The following is a 20907-nucleotide window of genomic DNA, read 5'->3' on the forward strand; positions in this document are numbered from 1 at the left end:
GTTCTATACCGTGGGCCGTGGTGGGACTGTTGGATTATCGGAGTTCTTCGATGGGGCCGACCGCGTAGTCGGCGAAGACGACTTCGGCGCTGTCCTGGGTGGCGTCGAGATCGACGATGCCGTCGATGGCCCAGTCGTGATCGCCGTCGGAGTCGTCGAGGATCTGGCGGACGTGCCAGGTGTGCTCGTCGTTTTCGTGTTTGGTGTCGAGGATGAAGTAGTCTGCGGATCGGGCCTGTGCGTCGACGTTGATGTATTCGTGGTCGTCGTAGAGGTCGTCGAGGGTGTCTTCCCAGTCTCGTAGTCCCATACCCCATTGATCATCAAGGGATGCGAGGGTGCGGCTGTCTTCGCGGTCGATGAGTTCGACGCGGTGGAAGAGTGCGTTGCGGACGAGAACCGTGAGTCCTCGTCGATCCTGGACGACGCTGTCGCGTGTGGGCGGCGCGGCGGTGGCGGCGTCTTCGTCGGTTCTGCCGGAGTTCTCCCATTCGTCGACGAGGCTGGAGTCGATGCCGCGTACGATGACGCGCAGCCAGGCGATGATGTCATCAAGTTGCTCGTCGCATTTTTCCGGAGGTACGGTTCGTTCGAGCGCACGGTAGGCGTCGGACAGGTACCGCAGGAGTGTGCCTTCGGAACGGGCGATGCCGTATCGGGCGATGTAGCCGGTGAAATCGGAGGCGGTTTCGATCATGTCGCGCAGCACGGATTTGGGGCTGAGCCAGTAGTCGTTGGCCCAAGGCACGTCCTTGCGGTACTGGGTGAAGGCCGCGTCGAGCATGTCCTCCAACGGTTTCGGATAGGTGATCTCCTGAAGCCTGTCCATGCGTTCGTCGTATTCGAGGCCGTCGGCCTTCATGTCGGCGAGCGCCTTGTCTCGGGCCTGACGTTCCTGGGCCCGGAGCACCTGGCGCGGGTCCTCGAGCGTTGCTTCGACCATGGAGATGACGTCGAGGGCGTAGGTGTCGCTTTCCGGGTCGAGGAGTTCGAGCGCTGCGAGCAGGAAGGGTGAGAGCGGCTGGTCGAGGGCGAAGTCTTCGGGCAGGTCGACGGTGGTGTAGTAGTCGACGGTGCCGTCGGTGTTGGTTTCGCTTTCAATGACCTGGGTGTCGATGAGTGTCTGGAAGATCTCGTCGGCGCGGGCGTGGAGCTTGTCCTTCTGCTGTGGTGTCTGTGCCGAGTCGTCGATGAGGTCGTTGACTCGCTTGCGCGCGTCTCCGCCTTGTTCGACTTCGGCGAGGACCATGGAGTGGGTGATGCGCAGGTGGGGCGTGAGGGTTTCCGGCGGCTGGTCGATGAGTTTGTCGAAGGTGGCGTTGTTCCAGGTGACGAATCCCTCGGGGGCCTTCTTGCGTTTGATCTTCTTGAGTTTCTTGGGGTCGTTGCCGGCTTTGGCGAGCGCTCGCGCGTTTTCGATTTCGTATTCGGGGGCTTCGGCTATGACGAGGCCTTCGGTGTCGAAGCCGGATCGTCCGGCGCGTCCGGCGATCTGGTGGAATTCGCGGGCGCGGAGGCGGCGCATGTGTGAGCCGTCGAATTTGGTCAGCTGGGTGAGGATCACCGTGTGGATGGGAACGTTGATGCCCACGCCGAGTGTGTCGGTGCCGCAGATGATGGGGAGGAGTCCCTGCTGGGCGAGTTGTTCGACGAGTCGCCGGTATCGGGGGAGCATGCCGGCATGGTGGACGCCGATGCCCGTGCGGAGCAGTCGTTGCAGGATCTTGCCGAATGCGGTGGTGAATTTGGTACCTTTGATGGCTTCCGCGATGCTGGCCCGCTGCTCCTTGGTGGTGACTCCCGCACTGGAGAGGGCCTGTGCGGTTTCGAGGGCCGCGTCCTGGGAGAAGTGGACGACATAGATGGGTGATTCGCCGCGACGCATGGTCAGTTCCACGGTTGCGGCGAGTGGTGTGTCGACGTATTCATAGCTGAGCGGTATGGGGCGTTTGGCGTCGTCGACGATGGCCACGTCGGCGCTGGTGTGGGTTTCGAGGGTGTCGGCGATGCCGTCGACGTTGCCGAGCGTGGCGCTCATGAGAAGGAATTGGGTGCGGGGCAGGGTGAGCAGGGGGACCTGCCATGCCCACCCTCGTTCCGGGTCGCCGTAGTAGTGGAATTCGTCCATGGCCACGCAGCCGATGTCGGCGTGGCGGCCTTCGCGCAACGCCTGGTTGGCGAGGATCTCCGCGGTGCAGCAGATCACCGGCGCATCGCTGTTGATGTGCGTGTCGCCGGTGATCATGCCGACGTTGTCTCGGCCGAGCGTGGCCACGAGATCGAAGAACTTCTCCGAGACCAGCGCCTTGATCGGCGCGGTGTAGTAGGAGCGGCGTCCTGTGCACAGGGCTGCGAAGTGCAGTCCGAGCGCGACGAGGGACTTGCCGGATCCGGTGGGTGTGGAGAGGATCACGTGATCCCCGGCGAGCAGCGACATGATCGCCTCCTCCTGATGGGGCCATGGTGTGATGCCCCGTGATTCGACCCAAGAGAAGAATCGGTCGTAGATGTCGTCGGCGTCGAGGCTGCGGTCGTCATCGCCACGCCCCGGAATCATGTCCTGTAAAGTCCGTTCCACTCGATCAAGTCTAGCGTGAACGCCGCTGGATCCGATGAACCTATTCGTTCAGTCTGCGGCGTGCCTCGTCGAGATCGTAGTCGGCTGCCGGCCAGGACAGTTCCATGCTTTTGAGCGTGACTCGCAGCAGCTCCGATACGACCGCCCGCGAGTACCAGCGGTTGTCGGCGGGGACGAGATACCAGGGGGCGTAGTCGGTGCCGGTCTGTTCGAACACGTCCTGCCATGCGGCCATGTAGTCGTCCCATCGTGCGCGCGCGTCCAGATCGGAGACGTCGAACTTCCAATGCTTCGTCGGATCGTCGAGGCGTTCGAGGAACTGTCTGCGCTGTTCGTCGCGGGAGACGACGAGGAAGATCTTGATGATCGCGCAGCCGTCGGCGACCAGTTCCTTCTCGAATCGTCGGATCGTCTCATACCGGGATCGCCATTCGGTCTCGTCCATGGTGTGATACACGTGGGGCATCACCACGTCCTCGTAATGAGACCGGTCGAATATGGAGATCCAGCCACCGGCCGGCAGCTCGCGTCGCACACGCCATAGAAAGTCGTGGGCGGACTCCTCCGCGGTCGGTTTGCCGAACCCGTGATAGTGGATTCCCATGGGATTGACCTGACGGAACACGTGGCGCACGATGCCGCCCTTGCCTGAGGCGTCCATGCCCTGCAGCACGATGAGCAGCCGCCGATGTCCGCCCGATGCGCCGTTGGCGTACAGCAGGCTCTGGTATCGGGCGATCTCGGTGGAGCTCAACGCGATGAACCGCTCCCCCCTCCTCGCTGGTGGCGTGGAAGCCTGGGGTGGATCCCCCTTTGACGTCGGACAGATCGTCCACTCCGGTTCCGAACCGCAGGCGGGTGGTTGGGTGCTTGCTCCACACCGAGCTGAGCAGGGCCGATGTCTCGCCGGCCAGCTTCAGACGATCCTGCAGTGATTTGCGTCGTTTGATGGCCTTGTCAAGTCCTCGGCTTGCGTTGGATGCGCTGTTGAGCGCGTTGTTGATGTATCGAGTGTCTGCCATGACGGTCTCCCTCAGCGTCGAGTTCGTTCAGCCCACTGTAGTCGCTTCGACACCGATCCGATGCACATATCGGTCGTGTCCTACGACCGGCTCTGGGGCCTCCCACCGGCGCGCAGGAAATCGATGAGGGTCTGGGCGTAGGGAACGCCCGTGTCCCGATAGTCGTTGCCGGTGAGGAAGTCCGAGAACCCGTCTCCTCCCGTCAGCAGGAAGCTGTTACCCGTCACAAGGATCGGCTGCGCGTCATCCACCGGTACGCCGTCAATGCTGAGCGCGTTAACGGCCACTCCGCGATCGGAGAACGTTATGTCGGCGGATACGTTGGATGAGACGCCCAGCGCGTCGCGATGCCACACACCGTCACGGTCATGCCGCCACTGTCTGGCCACCAGACGTTTGACATGCGCACCGTCGAGTGTGACCACCGCGTTGTCGAACTGCAGGGCCATCATGTCCCGGGCTTCACGGACGGTGACCGTGCCGTCGCCATCCAGATCAAGGGCCTGGGTGCGCAGACTGCCTGGATTGGAGAATCCGACACGGGCACCGGCGCCGTCGCTCGTACGTCGCGCCCCATCCAAGGCCGCATCGGCGATGAGCGTATGCAATGCGATCCTGCCCTGTTCGTCGGTCTTGTCGTACGGCTGACTCACGTTTGCGACGGGAACATCCCCGGTGGCGTGGGCTGACGCGTTCGCCGCACGGACGAGATCGGTCACCCGCGTATCCGTCTGGAGCGACGTCGCCGCAGCCGACCGCAACACGGCGTCGGAGCGTCGCTGCAGTGGCACGCCGAACGAATCGCGCACGACCACCCGCGCATCCCGGCCGCTTCCGGAGACCAGCAGATCCTGCACGGCGAGCGTATTGCCATAACTGCCGGCTTCGATGATGGGCGCGCCGAAACGGGTGTGCCGTCCGGTCTTGTTCGCATGGGTGTGCCCTGTGTAGACGAGGTCGATGTTGCCGTTCAGTCCCGTCTCGTCGCGGGCCACGATATCCGCATCATCATGGATGAGCGCCACCACCACGTCGGCCTCGCCGTTGGACTCGTCACCGTCGGACAGCATATCGGCCACCCGATTGACACTGCGTACAGCCGTATCCTTCAGATGGACGTCCTTCATGATGCTTGCGGACAGCACCGAGGAAAGATGATCGGTGACCGCTCCGACGAAGGCGATGCGCGTGCCGTTGACGGTTCGCATGGTGTAATCGCGTAGGTTGGAGAATTGTTCGGTCCGTTCCACGTTGGCGGCAAGCCAGTCTATGCCGTTGTTCGGGGCTGCGACCCGATCGTTGAAGTCATCGACGCCGCGATCCAGCTCATGATTGCCCATCGCGCTGACGGTCAGCCCCCATATGCCGGCCATGTCCAGCGTGGGACGATCCTGCTGGACCGCTGAAGGGTATGGGGATCCGCCCACCAGATCCCCGGTCGATACGAAGACCGTGTTGCCGGGGTTGGCGAGAAGCGTCGCCGCAATCAGCAGTGTCATGATCTTTGCCGGGCGAGGCCAGGCGAAGCGCAGACCGTCACCGTGCATTCCCTCGAAAACCACAGGTTCACGGTATCGACACAAGGTGGCCGGCAATGATCGATAGACGAACGTGTCGGCTACGCTGACATGAACTCCCGTCGACAATGAGTCGGATCAGGCGCGGGCACGGCAGATCGACGCGATCGCACCCGACAACGTACGGTAGGCCACGTCATGCCATCCCGTCTTCCGCAGCATCGCGGCGACGCCGGCGCGTCCCGGCCACGCGTCGATCGAGTCGTCGAGATACCGGTAGGCGTCGCCGTTGCCTCCAAACAGGTTTCCCAGCATCGGCAGCATGATCGTGCGATACCGTTCATACAGCATGCGCCATGCCGGATTGTCAGGGGTGTCGAAATCAAGCACGACGATGATCCCGCCGGGACGGCACACGCGCCGCATGCCGGCGAGCACCGCTATAGGGTCGGGCATGTTGCGCAAGCCATACGACGTGGTGACCGCGTCGAACCGGTGATCGGGGAACGGCAGCCGCTGGGCGTCGCATCGCTCATACCGGATGGACGGCCGTGCGCCGCTCCCCCGTTCGGATTCCCGTCGGCGTGCGATGTCGAGCATGCCGGCGCTGATGTCGCAACCGGTGACCAGGGCGCCACGGGATGCGAGCGCGCGCGAGGAGGCACCGGTGCCGCAGGCCACGTCAAGGATCATTCTGTCGGCAAGCCCGTGGCACCCTCGTTCGAGTTCGTCGGCCACGACACGACGCCATGCGCGGTCTCGCCCCAACGAAGCCAGATCGTTGATCAGATCGTAGTGGCGTGCTATCCGGGCAAACATGGTCGACTGTTGTGCCGGGTCCTTGAGCGCGGCTTTCTGGGTATGCATACCGCACACGATACCGTGCTTTCCATCATGCCGTGCACGGTGGCCCGTCAGTGCTCGGGTTCGTCGAGGTCGAGCCGGTATCCCATGCCGGGTTCGGTCTTCAGGTAGCGCGGGTGCGAGGGGTCGCTTTCGATCTTCTTGCGCAACTGGGAGATGTAAAGCCGGAGGTATCCGGTGTCACGCACATGCTGGGCGCCCCATATTTCGGTGAGCAGGTCCTGTCTGGTCACAAGTCGTCCGGCGTTGCGGGCGAGTGCCTCGAGGACCTTCCATTCAGTGGGGGTGAGTCGTACGCGGACCTGACGTCCCTTGCGTCCTCGGAATACCGCGTGGGCGGCCAGGTCCACCGTCACATCACCGAAGGTCAACGTGGAGGATGGCGCGTCGGAATCCTCTTTGCGGGTACGGCGTAGCAGGGCGCGGATTCGGGCAAGCAGTTCGTCGATCGGCACCGGTTTGGTCACGTAGTCGTCGGCACCGGCATCGAGTACGGCGACCTTCTCCCGTTCGTTGGTGCGTCCGGAAACGACGAGGATGGGCGCTTCGGTCCATCCTCGTACGCCCTGGATCACACCCATGCCATCCATCTTCGGCATGCCAAGATCGATCATGAACAGGTCGGGATGCTCCCGGACCGCCACGGTGATGCATTCCACGCCGTCGCGTGCGGTGACGATCTCGTATCCCTGTGAGTGCAGCGTGATCTTCAACGCCTTGAGGAACTGCGGATCATCATCCGCGATCAATATCTTCATTATGTCCGTCCTTCTCGTTCTCATTCTTCACGGCTGGTTCCGTGGTGAGCGTTGCTGTCGCCGTCGGCGTAGGTGTTGGCGCCTCATCTGGGGCATGGTCATCGGCGGACTCGTCCCCCGTCCCGTCTGAGGATCGCGTGATGCCGTAGTTGATGAACCGGTCAAGCCCCCGCTCCTCGGAGGGGCCTTCGCCCGACAGGGGCAGTATGACGTCGGAGATCGCACCGGACAGATTGAGGGTGTTCTCCCCCAGCATCTGCGAGGGGTCGGGACGCTCCGCATGAGGGATGGGCTGCCCCGGGTACAAGGCCGGGTCCGCGACGCGTAGCGAAATGACCATGGTCAGGCCTCCGCCCGGCGTATCCTCAGGTTCGATCGTGCCGCCCATCGATTCGACGAATCCCTTCGACAGGGCCATGCCGAGTCCCAGACCGGTGGTGTTGTCGGTGTCGCCCAGCCGGTGGAACGGCACGAAGATATCCTCCTTGCGATCATCGGGCACGCCGGGGCCCTGATCGACGATGCGGATTTCGACGACGCCGTTGAAGGTGGATGCGGCGATGCGCACCCGCTTGTCCGAAGGAGTGAATCGCAACGCGTTGACCAGTACGTTGGACAGCGCCCGACGCAGCAGTGACGGGTCCGCCACCACGGAGGGCAGGTTGGGGGCGATGTCGAGATCGACCTTCCAGGGGCCAATGCCCAGTTCATCGAACAGCGGCATGATGGCCTCCACCACGTCGGTGGCGACCAGTGACAACGGCAGTGCGCCCTCACGCAGTCGGGACACATCCAGCAGATCGGTGACCAGATTGGTGAGTTGCTTGAGGCCGTTGGATGCGACCTTGAGCAGCTCGACACGATCCTGTGCGCTCACCTTGTCGCCCATGCGCTGCAGACCGGACACCGCCGTGGTGGCGGATGCGAGGGGACGGCGGAGATCATGGCTGACGGCGTTGAGCAGCGCGGTGCGAATCTTCTCCGCAGCGGCAAGAGGCTCAACCTCGCTCGCCTTGCGTTCCAGATCATTGTGTTCGATCACGGTCTGCACCTGGGAAAGGATCGCCATGAGCATGCGCTGATCGCCCGCCTCGACCGTATGCCCGTACAGTTCAAGAGATGGCCCACCATCGTTCAGCGAGATCGTGTCATGCTCGATCCCTTCGCCGGCTGCTATGCCCAATGAGGTCAAGGGCTCTCCATCGGAGACGAGAAGCCGGCCCTTGTCAAGAATGCGGACACAATCGAAGCCGAATGCCTCACGGGTACGGTGCGCGATCGCGCGCAACGGGTCGTCACTGCGGAGCACGGCGCTGGCCACGCTTGCCAGCATCTCCGACTCCGCCCTGGCACGTTGCGCCTGACGGGCACGGGAGCTGGCGTTGTCGACCACGATCGCGACGATCAGACCCACAACCACATACAGGATGATCGTCACAACATCCGATATGCGCAGCACATGGAGCGTACCCACCGGCGCGGTATACAGAAAATCAAGCGCCAGACCGCTGAGCACGGCGGCCACGGTCGCGGGAATCAGTCCGCCGATCACAGCGGACACCACGACCAGCAGCTGCAGGATCAACGCGTCACGCTGGGCCGACTGTACTGAAGAGAACATCGCCAACAACCAGCTGACGCCGAGGACCGACAACAATGCGAATACCAGCCCCACGATCCTTCTGCCCAATCCGAGGGACTGCCGGTATCGGGGAAGCAGCCGCAGACCGCGGTTGGCGAACGTATGGGTGACAATATGCACATCGATGTCGCCGGATTTGGCGACGATCCCGCTCGTCGCGGACGGTCGTCCAAGCCATCGCGACAGCAGGCTGCGTCTCGACACTCCGACGATGACCTGCGTCGCATTGTTCGCCCGCGCAAAATCCAGCAAGGCGTCGGGGATATCTTCACCGACGATCTGATGATAGGTGCCGCCAAGCTTCTCCACAAGATTACGCTGCCTGGTCAGCAGACTAGGATCCGAGCCGGCCAAGCCGTCCTCCGAAGTGACATGCACGGCGATCAGGTCGCCGCCACCCGAAGCACGCGCCACACGAGCGCCACGACGAAGCAGCTGGTCACCCTCCGGTCCACCGGACAACGCCACAACCACGCGCTCTCGGGTCTCCCATTTGGCCTTGATGTGATGCTCGCTGCGATACTCCTTCAACGCCTCGTCCACACGTCCGGCAAGCCAGAGCAAGGCAAGCTCTCGCAACGCGGTAAGGTTCCCTACACGGAAGTAGTTGCTCAATGCGGCATCCACCCGATCGGGCTTGTACACGAAACCCGCGGCCAGACGCTCACGAAGCGTCTCCGGGGGAAGATCGACCAGCTCGACCTGTGTGGCGGACCGCAGCACCTTGTCTGGAACGGTCTCCTTCTGCGTGCTGCCGGTGATCTCACGCACCACATCGTTCAAGGACTCGATATGCTGCACGTTGATGGTTGTGATCACGTCGATACCAGCGTCAAGAAGATCTTCGACATCCTGCCATCGTTTTTCGTGCACGGAACCGGGGATGTTCGTGTGGGCGAGCTCGTCGACCAATGCCACCTGCGGATGCCGTTCGATGACGCCGAACAGATCCATGTCATCAAGCGTCATCCCACGATACCGTTGACGACGTCGGGGAACGATCTCCAGTCCATCCGCCGACTGCTCGGTGACCTTACGACCGTGGGTCTCCAGCAGGGCGATGACTACATCCTTGCCATCATCCTTGAGCCGATGCCCCTCCTTGAGCATGGCCACGGTCTTGCCTACGCCGGGGGCTGCACCAAGCAAAACCCGGAATGATCCTCGCGCCCTTGCCATTGACGATGCGATCCTTTCTGCGATGCATGATTTCGGGATTTCAGACCCACCCCCACTGTAGAGGATGCATGTTCCGAACGAACGAAGGCCCGTTCCCGCGACATGAATCGCGGGAACGGGCTCACCGCCCCTGACGGAACGGATGACATGGATCAGGACAGGTCGTCAAGCGCCTTGTTCAGGGTCACCACGTTGACAACGGGCTCGCCGATGAAACCGAGTCCACGTCCGGTGGTGTTGTCCTTGACCAGCTGCTCTACCTTCTCCTCGCTGATGCCACGCTCCTTGGCCACGCGGCGAACCTGAATGGCCGCGTATTCGGGGCTGATGTGCGGATCGAGTCCGGAGGAGGATGCGGTCACGGCGTCGGCAGGAACATCCTTGACGTTCACGCCCTCACGCTTGGCAATCTCGGCGCGACGCGTCGTGACATCCTTGATAAGACCCTCATCCTGATGACCGAGGTTCGTTCCGGACGATGCGGACGCATCGTACCCGGACGGGTTGTCGTCGCTGGCTCCAGCCGCCGACGGACGGGACTGGAAGTACTGCGGCAACGCCTCGCCCTTGGAATCGGTGAACGACTGTCCGATCAGAGAGGAGCCAACCACCTGACCCGATTCGTCGGTGATCAGCGAACCGTTGGCCTTATCCGGCATGCCGAGCTGGCCGATGCCGAACATGGCGAACGTGTAGACGATCACGATGACCGTGAACACCAGGACCGCCCTAAGACCGGCCCAATAGCTGCGCATGTTGAGCGCCATTGCGTTCTTCATAGATGCCTTCTTTCAAGCCTCGGGTCAGAACCCGGGAATCAGACGGACGAACAGATCGATGATCCAGATGCCGACGAACGGTGCGACGATGCCGCCCAGACCGTAGATCGACAGGTTACGGCCAAGGATCTTCTCCGACGATTCCGCACGGTACTTGACACCCTTCAGTGCCAGCGGGATCAGCAGCACGATGATGATCGCGTTGAAGATGATCGCGGACAGGACCGCGGACAGCGAGCTGTGCAGACCCATGAGGTTCAGTACACCGAGTCCGGGGAACTGCTCCATGAACATGGCCGGAATGATGGCGAAGTACTTCGCGATATCGTTGGCGATCGAGAACGTGGTCAGCGCGCCGCGGGTGATGAGCAGCTGCTTGCCGATCTGCACGATGTCGATGAGCTTGGTCGGATCGGAGTCGAGGTCGACCATGTTGCCGGCCTCCTTGGCAGCGGAGGTACCGGAGTTCATGGCCACGCCGACATCGGATTGGGCAAGCGCCGGTGCGTCGTTGGTACCGTCACCGGTCATGGCAACGAGCTGGCCCTTGGCCTGTTCCTTCTTGATGTAGGCGAGCTTGTCCTCAGGCTTGGCGTCGGCGATGAAATCGTCGACACCTGCTTCCTTGGCGATGGCCGCAGCGGTCAGCGGGTTGTCGCCGGTGACCATCACCGTACGGATACCCATGGCACGCATGTCGGCGAACCGCTCGCGCAGACCCTCCTTCACGACGTCCTTCAGCTGGACGACACCCAGGATCTTGACGACGCCCGAAGCATCCTGCTCGGCGACCACCAGCGGCGTGCCGCCGGCGTTGGAGACGCTCTCCACACGGTCGTGCATAGCGTCGAGGATCTCCTGGCCAACGCCGGAACCCTCCTCGGCAACCCAATGCTCGATCGCGGAGGTGGCACCCTTGCGGATGCGCTCGCCGGTGGGCAGATCCAGACCGGACATACGGGTTTCAGCGGTGAACGGCACAGCAATGGCACCCGGAATATCCTTCAGTTCCATGCCCTCCTTGCGGGCCAGATCCACAATGGACTGGCCTTCCGGAGTGGAGTCGGCAAGCGAGCTCAACGCGGCCGCACGCACGATCTCATCATGGTCCACACCGGGCAGGGCGTGGAAGTTGGAAGCCTGACGGTTGCCGTACGTGATGGTACCGGTCTTGTCGAGCAGCAGGGTGGTGACGTCACCGGCCGCTTCAATGGCTCGACCGGACGTGGCCAGCACGTTGCGCTGGACAAGACGATCCATGCCGGCGATGCCGATAGCGGACAGCAGGGCACCGATCGTGGTCGGGATCAGGCACACCAGCAGGGCGATCAGCACGGTCAGGCTCACGGAGGCGCCCACCGCGGAAGCCTGCGGATTGATGCAGAGCACCACGATCAGGAAGATGATGGTCAGCGAGCTCAAGAGCACGTCCAGGGCGATCTCGTTCGGGGTCTTCTGACGGTTGGCACCCTCAACGAGGGCGATCATCTTGTCCACGAAGCTCTCGCCCGGCTTCTGCGTGATGCGCACGACGATACGGTCGGACAGCACGCGAGTACCACCGGTGACGGCGGAACGGTCGCCGCCGGATTCACGAATCACAGGAGCGGACTCACCGGTGATGGCGGACTCGTCCACGGATGCGATACCGGAGATGATGTCACCGTCGCCGGGGATCAGATCGCCGGCTTCGACAACAACCACATCGCCAAGCTTCAGATCGGAGCTGGGAACCTCGACGATGGACGACGGACCCTCTCCCTTTTCCGGACCACGGACATCGGGATCGTTCTCCTCGTCATAGCACACCACACGGTGAGCCGGCGTGGTGGTGCGGGTCTTGCGAAGCGCATCGGCCTGAGCCTTGCCACGCCCCTCGGCCACTGCCTCGGCGAGATTCGCGAACAGTACGGTGAACCACAGCACGATGGCGATGATCCACGTGAAATACACCGGCTGTCCCTGGGAAAGCTCGGCCGGGGCGAAAAGCTGCCCAATGCCAAGCAGGGTAAGGAACGCAGCGCCAACCCACACGATGAACATGACAGGGTTGTGCCACATGTTGCGCGGATCGAACTTGCGCAACGCGTCGGGCAGGCTCTTGATGAGCATGGCACCCATGGACTTGTTGTTGGAATTCCTGACGTCGGACGCGATATCGTTCGCGACGCCATTCGCAGTTGCGGTAGACATTGCTTACGCCACCAATCCTTCAGCCAACGGTCCCAGAGCAAGCGTCGGGAAGAACGTCAGCGCGGAGATAATGAAGATAACGAACACCAGCAGGAAGACGAACAGACTATTGTCGGTCTTCATCGTTCCGGAGGTCTCCGGAACCACATCCTGCTTGGCGAGGGAGCCTGCCAGAGCGATGACCAGCATGATGGGCAGGAACCGGCCCAGCAGCACGGCCATGCCAAGAGCGGTATCCAACCATGGAGTATCGGCCGTCAGGCCGGCAAATGCGGAACCATTGTTGTTGGCCGCTGAAGTGAACGCATACACGACCTCGGAGAAGCCATGGTTGCCGTCATTGGCCAACGAGGTGTCGAACACGGACTGGCGGGCGAACGGCAGAGCGAAGCTCAGCGCCACACCGACGACGACCGTGATAGGCATGACCAAGAAGTACAGCGATGCCATCTTCATCTCACGGGGGCCGATCTTCTTGCCCAAGTACTCCGGGGTACGTCCCACCATCAGGCCGGCGATGAACACAGCCACGACGGCCATGACGAGAATGCCGTACAGACCGGCACCCACACCGCCCGGGCTCACCTCGCCGAGCATCATGTTGAACATGTACATCATGCCGCCAAGAGCCGTGTACGAGTCATGCATGGAGTCGACGGCACCAGTGGACGTGGACGTGGACGTCGTGCCGAACAGGCCGGACCAGACGATGCCGAAGCGATCCTCCTTGCCTTCCATCGAGCCGCCCGTCAGGCTGGTGATCGGATCGTTGGAGAACGATTCAGCGGTCACCACGGCGAGGAAGCTGATGCCGAACAAGGTGACCATGGCACCGAGCAGCGCATAGCCCTGACGGATATTGCCAACCATACGGCCGAAGGTGCGGGTCAGTGCCACCGGGATGCACAGCATGAGCAGGATCTCGATGAGGTTCGTCCACATATTCGGGTTCTCGTAAGGGTGAGAGGAGTTGGCGTTGAAGAAACCACCACCGTTGGTACCGAGCTCCTTGATGACCTCCTGGGAGGCCACGGGACCCTGCATGATCGACTGGCTACCGCCGGCGATGGTCTGGACATCGACGAAGCCGGCGAAGTTCTGAGCCACGCCAAGCGCCATGAGGATGATGCCCATGACAATAGCGATCGGCATGAGAATACGCATGGTGCAACGGGTGAGATCCACCCAGAAGTTGCCGATCGTGTCGGACTTGCGACGAGCGAAGCCGCGCACCAGCGCAATGGCCACGGAAATGCCCACGGCCGCGGACACGAAGTTCTGCACGGCGAGACCGGCGAACTGCACGGTGTAGCCCAGCGTGACATCAGGCGAATACGACTGCCAGTTCGTGTTCGTCACGAACGATGCTGCAGTGTTGAACGCCAGCGGCCCCTCGACGTTCGGGAAGCCCAGCGAGAACGGCAGCCACTGCTGCACACGCTGCAGCAGGTAGAGGAACAGCACGCTCATCAGCGAGAATCCAAGCACGCCGCGCAGGTAGGCCTTCCAGTTCTGTTCCTTGTTGGAGGCGACGCCGATGATCTTGTAGATCCAGCGCTCGAAGAACAGATCCTTGTCGGAGTTGAAGACCTCGTACATGTAGTCGCCCAGCGGTTTGTATATCACCGCCAGGATGATGGCAATCAACGCGAATGCCAGAACAGCGAACAGATAAACCATATCGAAACCTTGATCCTTGACCTTGTATGAATCCGAGCCGATATCAGAACTTCTCGGGACGGCACAGGGAGTACATCATGTAAACGACTCCGACGATTCCCAGAATCACACCCAATGTGGTAAAAACGGCCATCATAGCTTGTCCACCCACTTTCCACACAGATCGAACACAATGAATATGACGACCGTGCCAACGACGTAGGCGACATCAACCCACCAAGGCATGTCCTCTCCTTTGGTCAAACGAAAACCGGTCGACGCAGGCACTCACATACTTCCGTGCTTCATCGCGCCGACCGGCCATTACGGATTCAATGCTAGAGATGGCGCGACGAACGGATCGGAATCCTAACGGTTTACATATGGCTTTGGCGGTGAAACGCGGCATGCCACTAACACCGAATTAACGAAAAAGGACCGCCCCGGAAAACGGGTGCGGTCCCTGTATACGTGGAATCGGATCAGGCGGATCAGATCTCTGGCTTTCCGCCGATGTCGGTGTGTCCCTTGCCGATGTCGGCACCATGCTTGAACGTGGCTGCGCCGAATCGATGATGGTCTCCTGAGAAGCTCTTTCTGGATTCGTGACGATCCTCGGTCTTCTTTGGCGCACTGACTGACTTGTCCTCGGAAGACTGTCTGTCCTGAGTCTCCGGATGCGTCTGGTCATACCCCTGCTCGTAGCGAGTACGACGCCAATTATGGATCGACGCGTTCGTGCCGCGATGATGCGCATGGTATTTGCGCGGCGTGCCGCCGAGCGGCAGCTCCTTCATCTCCTTGGCCACGGCGATCTGATTGACGTTGGAGGGGTCCATGACGGCGATCGGGGCGACCGGCTCGGTATCCACCGGAGCGGCGGTGCGTTTCTGCATGTGCTCGGGAAGCCACTCGGCCAGACGGGACAGCAGCCAGCAGGCGAAGAAGTACACGATGCCGGCCACGACCAAGGTCTGCAGAATGTTGAAGTACATGGATCCGAGGCGGCGGGATTCCTGCAGAAGATCCGTGTACATGATGATGGAGCCCAGAGCCGTGTCCTTGAGTACGACAACGAGCTGGGTGACCGCGGCGGGCAGCATGGCCGTGACCGCTTGGGGAACCTCGATCTGCATGAGGGACTCGGTGCGGGTCAGGCCCAGTGCGAGCGCGGCTTCACGCTGACCGCCGGGCAGATTGCCCACACCGGATCGGACGAGCTCGGCCACCACGGAGCCATTGTAGAGCACCAGAGCGAGCACGACCGCCCAGTAGGAGGGCGATGCCATGCCGGTGAACGCGAACCAGCGCCAGAAGAAGATCATGAGCAGCAGCACAGGCACGGCGCGGCAGAATTCCACGATCACGGAGGAGACCATTCGTATGATCACGTTCGGCAGCAGTCGGCCGATGCCGAACAGCAGGCCGAAGACCACGGAACCAATCACGGCGAGGACGGACGCCTTGATGGTCATCCACAGACCGGGCAGGTAGAAGTCGGTCCACGCCTCCTTCTCCAATGCCGGCTTCCACAGTTCCCAGCTCAGCTGGTTCTCGCCGTTCGGAGGATTGTGCAGACGCATGAGGATGAGCAGGAGGATGATGGCGAAGCAGACGCCGGCCACCCAGTTGATGATCGTGATGCGACGACGTCCCTTGGGACCGGGCTGGTCGAACAGGACGGATGATGAGGTGTTGTTCATCTGGTCACCTTCTCACTGCGAGCTTGTTGGACAGGAACGTGGTGAGCATGCCGATGGGGATGATCAGGATCACGTAGCCGAACGCGAAGATCAGGAAGATCGAGACGATCACGTCGGGATGGTATTCGATCATCTCGCTCATCAGCGATGACGTCTCCGTGGCCACGGAGGCCGCGGCCGCCACGGTGGAGTTCTTCAGCAGCGCGATGAACGTGTTGCCGAGCGGTGCCACCGATCCTCGGAATGCCTGGGGCAGGATGATCTGCGTGGCGGACTGCATGAAGCTCAGTCCCAGCGCGCGAGCCGCCTCGGCCTGTCCGATCGGCACGGTGTTGATGCCCGAGCGGAGCGATTCGCAGACGAACGCCGCCGTGTACAGGCTCAGACCGGTGACGGCGAGCCAGAAGAAGTTCGTCGCGAACGTGTCGGAGAACGTGAGCTTGAGCTGGGCATATGCGCCGAGCACCATGAACACCATGATGATCGTCAACGGCATGTTCTTGAAGAACTCCACATAGCCGCCTGCGACGGTGCGCATCGAGCCGATCGGCGAGATGCGCATCATGACCAGGATCACGCCGAGAATCAGTGAGAAGAGCGTGGACCAGAGAGTCAGTTCGATGTTGACGAGGAATGCGGCGGGAATGTCGTATTCACTGAACAGGCTGATGAGACTTTCCATGTCACTCCCCTTCCTTGGCCTTCGGCGGGTTGTACTGCGCGTTCGGCTTGTACCCGGTGCCCTTGGTGTTATCCGTCACGGCGCGCTGCCATGCGCCGTCCTCGATCATTCCGTTGATTGCGGCGTTGATCTTTCTGGCGAATTCCTTGTCACCCTTCTTGATGCCCACGCCATAGTATTCCTGGGTGAACGGCTTGCCGACCACGCGCAGCTTGCCGCGGGATGCCGATGCCAGACCGGCGAGGATGATGTCGTCGGTGGTCACCGCGTCGACGATGCCGGAGAACAGTGCCGTGGCGCATTCGGCGTAGCCGGGCTGCTCCATGAGCTGCACCTCGTTGGCGAACTTCTCCTTGACGGTGGTCGCGGACGTCGATCCGGTCACCGAGCACAGGCGCTTGCCGTTCAGATCCTCGGGACCGTTGATGGACGTGTCGTCCTTGCGCACGAGCAGATCCTGACCAGCCACGAAGTACGGTCCGGCGAACGAGACCGCGTTCTTACGTGCGTCGGTGATCGAATACGTGGCGAGGATCATGTCCACATCACCGTTCTGCAGCATGGCCTCACGCTGCTTGGACGGCGCTTCCTTCCATATGATCTGATCCTCGGAATAGCCGAGCTGCCGGGCAACGTACCGGGCAACGTCAACGTCGAATCCCACGTAGGTTCCGGACTTCTTGAAGCCGAGTCCGGGCTGGTCGAACTTGATGCCGATGCGGATCTTGCCCGCCTCCTCGTCCGACCCGCAGGCGGCAAGGGACACCAGGCAGGCCAGTGCGCACACGCATGCCAGCACCTTTCGTCCCAGCCGTCGCAGACTGATAATCATTGTGTTCATTCTTCTCACTTGTTTTCCTCCGCCGTGCACATATACGCATATACGACGGAATGGCTCACATGGTTCATCGATGTGTGTGAATCTCAGTGCGTCAGGATCTTCGACAGGAAGTCCTTGGCACGTTCGGTCTTCGGATTGTCGAAGAACTCGTCGGGAGCGGCTTCCTCGAGAATCTCGCCGTCGGCCATGAACACGATGCGATCGGCCGCTCGACGGGCAAAGCCCATCTCATGGGTGATGCAGATCATCGTCATGCCCTCATGGGCCAGTTCGATCATCACGTCGAGCACTTCGTTGACCATTTCGGGGTCCAGCGCCGAAGTGGGTTCGTCGAACAGCATGACCTTGGGCTGCATGGCCAGGGCGCGGGCGATGGCCACGCGCTGCTGCTGGCCGCCGGACAACTGGGAGGGCATCTTGTTGGCCTGGGAGTCGACGCCGACTCGGGCCAGCAGATCCATGGCCAGATCCTCGGCCTCCTTCTTGTCCATGTGACGTACGCGCATGGGGAGCCAGAGTGACGTTCTCAAGGATCGTCTTGTTGGCGAACAGGTTGAACGACTGGAACACCATACCCACCTCGGCACGGAGGTTGGCAAGTTCCTTGCCTTCCTGCGGCAACGGTCGGCCGTCGATACGGATGTCGCCGGAATCGATGGTTTCCAGACGATTGATGGTGCGGCACATGGTCGACTTGCCGGAGCCGGACGGCCCAACGACAACAAGCACTTCTCCCTTGGCCACCTTAAGGTTGATGTCCTTGAGGACATGAAGGTCGCCGAAATGCTTTTCGACGTGGGTGAGTTCCACGAGCGGACGCTCCGCGCCCTCGGTATTCAGAATCTTCTCTTCAGACATAGGGGCAGTATAGCCCATGCCAAGGTTCAATCGTTTGACACGCCCACTGAACGGGATCGGCAAAGGACGACGCCGATACCGCCGTCGGATCTATTGCTGATCGGGACGGGCCTTCCCCAGATTCTCCACGATGCGCGCGCCCGGAATATGGTTGAAGATGGAACCGTTTACGACAAGCTTGGACGGGCGGATGCCCGAACCGAGATACAGCCTCGGAATGTCAAGGATGCGACGGTCCACCAGCAGTGGCCATTCGGCGGGCAGGCCGATCGGCGACATGCCGCCGGATTCCATGCCAGTGGCCTCAACGGCGGCGGCGATGGGCGCGAAGGAGACCTTGCTGACCTCAAGCGTGTGCTTGACCAGACCATTGAGATCGGCGCGACTGTCCGCGGTGACGAATGCGGCCGCGAACAACGGCGGAGCCTTGCGGGTCTTATGCGTGTGGACGACTACGACATTGCCGGTCGTCGCAAAAGGAATGCCGTACTTCGGGCACCACAGGTCGGTGTCCGACTCCTCGTCGGTGTTTTCGGTGACCCCGATGACCAGGTTCTCATCCACGCCATTGGCGATCAATGCATTCAACGCGTCGAACACCGGCTTCGCCAGCAGTTTTCCATCATGCCAGTCCAGTATTTCCAACGCCATGTATCCCCCGATCCCGACATATTTCCGGTTCCCCGGCTCGTCACTGGTGTTGAGAATAACGAAAGCGCCACCGGCACATGCCGATGGCGCTATTCGTAATACCTATAGACCGTTATTCAACCCCGGTGAGTTTCCTATTGGGAAATACCGCGGAGGAAACCGGTCAGTCCTCGTCCTCGTTGGGGTCGTAGTCGACACCCGTCTCGGCACGCTGCTCGTCGGAGATCGGAGCCGGGGCGCCGGTCAGCGGGTCGCGGCCGCCGCCAGCCTTCGGGAAGGCGATGACGTCGCGGATGGAATCGGCACCGGCGAGAATGGACACGGTACGATCCCAGCCAAGGGCGATGCCGGCGTGCGGCGGCGCACCGAACTTGAAGGCGTCGAGCAGGAATCCGAACTTCTCCTTCGCCTCCTCGGGCTCGATGCCAAGGACGTTGAGCACACGATCCTGAATGTCGTCGCGGTGGATACGCACGGAACCGCCACCCATCTCCTCACCGTTGCAGACGATGTCGTAGGAGTCGGACATGGCGTGCTCGGGATCCTTGTCGAACTTGTCGATCCAATCCGCAGACGGCATGGTGAACGGGTGGTGCATGGAGGTCCACTTGGAGTGGCCGACCGCCACGTCATCGTCATCCGGATCGTCGGTCGGCTTGAACAGCGGGAAGTCAACGACCCAGGTGAACGCGAACTTCTTCGGATCGAGCAGACCCTGACGACGGGCGATCTCGACACGCACGGCACCGAGCAGCAGCTGGGAGGACTCGCGGGCACCAGCGGCGAAGAAGACGGCGTCACCGGGCTGGGCGCCGACGGCCTCACGCAGACCCTCACGTTCCGCATCGGAAAGGTTCTTGGCCACAGGTCCCTTGAGCGTGCCGTCCTCGGTGAACTGCACGTAGGCAAGTCCCTTGGCTCCGCGCTGGCGCGCCCAGTCCTGCCATGCGTCAAACTGACGGCGCGGCAGATCCGCGGCACCCTGATAGACGACGGCACCCACGTACGGGGCCTGGAACACGCGGAACGGCGTGTCCTTGAAGTACTCGGTCAGTTCGACGATCTGGTTGCCGAAACGCAGATCCGGCTTGTCGGAGCCGTACTTGTCCATGGCGTCCTGCCAGGAGATGCGGGCGATCGGCAGCTGGATGTCATAGCCGGCGGACTTCCAGATGGCGGCGATGACCTTCTCGGCCATGGCCATGACATCCTCCTGATCGACGAAGGCCATCTCCATGTCGAGCTGGGTGAACTCGGGCTGACGGTCGGCGCGGAAGTCCTCGTCGCGGTAGCAGCGGGCGAGCTGGTAGTAACGCTCCACACCGGAGACCATGAGCAGCTGCTTGAGCAGCTGCGGGGACTGCGGCAGCGCATACCAAGAGCCCGGCACCAGACGTGCCGGCACCACGAAGTCGCGGGCGCCCTCAGGGGTGGACTTGATGAACGTCGGGGTCTCGACCTCGGTGAAGTCCATCTCCTCAAGTGCGTGACGAGCCGCCTTGGCCATGTCGGAACGCAGCTTGAGGTTGTGCTGCATGGAGGGACGACGCAGATCAAGATAACGGTACTTGAGACGCACGTCCTCGCCCGGCAGCTTGTTCTCGGACTCGTTCTCGAGCGCAGTGGACACCTGGAAGGGCAGCGCGTCGGACTTGGCAAGCACCTTGAGGTCCTCAACGACGACCTCGATCTTGCCGGTGGCCAGATGATCGTTCTCGTTGCCTTCCGGACGCAGGCGCACCTCGCCGGTGATCTGCACGACGAACTCGCTGCGCAGCGGGCGGGCCATCTCCTCGTCGTAGATCACCACCTGCACCAGACCGGTGTTGTCCCTCAGATCGATGAAGGCGACACCACCGTGGTCGCGGCGACGATCGATCCAGCCCGCAAGGGTGACCTTCTGCCCTACGAGCGCCTCGGTCACTTCGGTCGCATGATGTGTTCTGTAAGCCGTCTGGCTCATCTTCCGTCCTTTGTTGTC

At 61.7% G+C, this 20907-nt stretch carries 13 protein-coding genes and 2 pseudogenes; all 15 read right to left on the minus strand.

Annotation, left to right across the window (positions count from 1 at the left end; all coding sequences use genetic code 11):
* Window positions 1-34: 34 nt before the first annotated feature.
* Window positions 35-2557: an RNA helicase gene (locus EP30_RS01270; protein WP_094665149.1), complete on the minus strand. Its 2523-nt coding sequence runs from the start codon at window positions 2555-2557 to the stop codon at window positions 35-37.
* Window positions 2558-2618: 61 nt separating this feature from the next.
* A pseudogene (locus EP30_RS01275) lies at window positions 2619-3600 on the minus strand (PPK2 family polyphosphate kinase).
* Window positions 3601-3680: 80 nt separating this feature from the next.
* A complete protein-coding gene (locus tag EP30_RS01280) occupies window positions 3681-5099 on the minus strand; it encodes a bifunctional UDP-sugar hydrolase/5'-nucleotidase (RefSeq protein WP_181160733.1) in 1419 nt (472 codons plus the stop codon).
* Window positions 5100-5255: 156 nt separating this feature from the next.
* Window positions 5256-5984, minus strand: coding sequence for a ubiquinone/menaquinone biosynthesis methyltransferase (locus EP30_RS01285; RefSeq protein ID WP_094665143.1), 729 nt, complete (start codon window positions 5982-5984; stop codon window positions 5256-5258).
* Window positions 5985-6031: 47 nt separating this feature from the next.
* The gene (locus EP30_RS01290) at window positions 6032-6739 is read right to left on the minus strand and encodes a response regulator transcription factor (protein WP_094665141.1); all 708 of its coding nucleotides are present in this window, start codon (window positions 6737-6739) and stop codon (window positions 6032-6034) included.
* Window positions 6717-9560: an ATP-binding protein gene (locus tag EP30_RS01295; RefSeq protein WP_140555472.1), complete on the minus strand. Its 2844-nt coding sequence runs from the start codon at window positions 9558-9560 to the stop codon at window positions 6717-6719. Before EP30_RS01295 ends, EP30_RS01290 begins: the two co-directional genes overlap by 23 nt.
* Window positions 9561-9712: 152 nt before the next feature.
* On the minus strand, window positions 9713-10339 hold the full coding sequence (gene kdpC, locus EP30_RS01300) for a K(+)-transporting ATPase subunit C (RefSeq protein ID WP_094665137.1): 627 nt from the start codon (window positions 10337-10339) through the stop codon (window positions 9713-9715).
* Window positions 10340-10363: 24 nt separating this feature from the next.
* On the minus strand, window positions 10364-12460 hold the full coding sequence (kdpB, locus tag EP30_RS01305; RefSeq protein WP_375137727.1) for a potassium-transporting ATPase subunit KdpB: 2097 nt from the start codon (window positions 12458-12460) through the stop codon (window positions 10364-10366).
* Between the two features lie 75 nt (window positions 12461-12535).
* Window positions 12536-14212, minus strand: a complete 1677-nt coding sequence (gene kdpA / locus EP30_RS01310; RefSeq protein WP_094665133.1) for a potassium-transporting ATPase subunit KdpA — start codon at window positions 14210-14212, stop codon at window positions 12536-12538.
* Window positions 14213-14682: 470 nt separating this feature from the next.
* Window positions 14683-15894 (minus strand): amino acid ABC transporter permease, encoded by a 1212-nt coding sequence (locus EP30_RS01315; RefSeq protein WP_094665131.1) that lies wholly within the window; start codon window positions 15892-15894, stop codon window positions 14683-14685.
* A gap of 4 nt (window positions 15895-15898) precedes the next feature.
* Complete coding sequence (locus tag EP30_RS01320) at window positions 15899-16576, minus strand: amino acid ABC transporter permease (protein ID WP_094665129.1); 678 nt, start codon at window positions 16574-16576, stop codon at window positions 15899-15901.
* A 1-nt stretch (window position 16577) separates the two neighbouring features.
* The gene (locus tag EP30_RS01325; RefSeq protein ID WP_140555681.1) at window positions 16578-17408 is read right to left on the minus strand and encodes a glutamate ABC transporter substrate-binding protein; all 831 of its coding nucleotides are present in this window, start codon (window positions 17406-17408) and stop codon (window positions 16578-16580) included.
* A gap of 92 nt (window positions 17409-17500) precedes the next feature.
* Window positions 17501-18293: pseudogene (locus EP30_RS01330) on the minus strand (amino acid ABC transporter ATP-binding protein).
* Between the two features lie 72 nt (window positions 18294-18365).
* Window positions 18366-18926, minus strand: a complete 561-nt coding sequence (locus EP30_RS01335) for a YbaK/EbsC family protein (protein ID WP_181160734.1) — start codon at window positions 18924-18926, stop codon at window positions 18366-18368.
* Between the two features lie 163 nt (window positions 18927-19089).
* Window positions 19090-20889, minus strand: a complete 1800-nt coding sequence (gene aspS / locus EP30_RS01340; protein ID WP_094665123.1) for an aspartate--tRNA ligase — start codon at window positions 20887-20889, stop codon at window positions 19090-19092.
* Window positions 20890-20907: the final 18 nt, after the last annotated feature.

It is taken from the genome of Bifidobacterium sp. UTCIF-39 (genome assembly GCF_006408715.1).
Classification (GTDB): domain Bacteria; phylum Actinomycetota; class Actinomycetes; order Actinomycetales; family Bifidobacteriaceae; genus Galliscardovia; species Galliscardovia tissieri.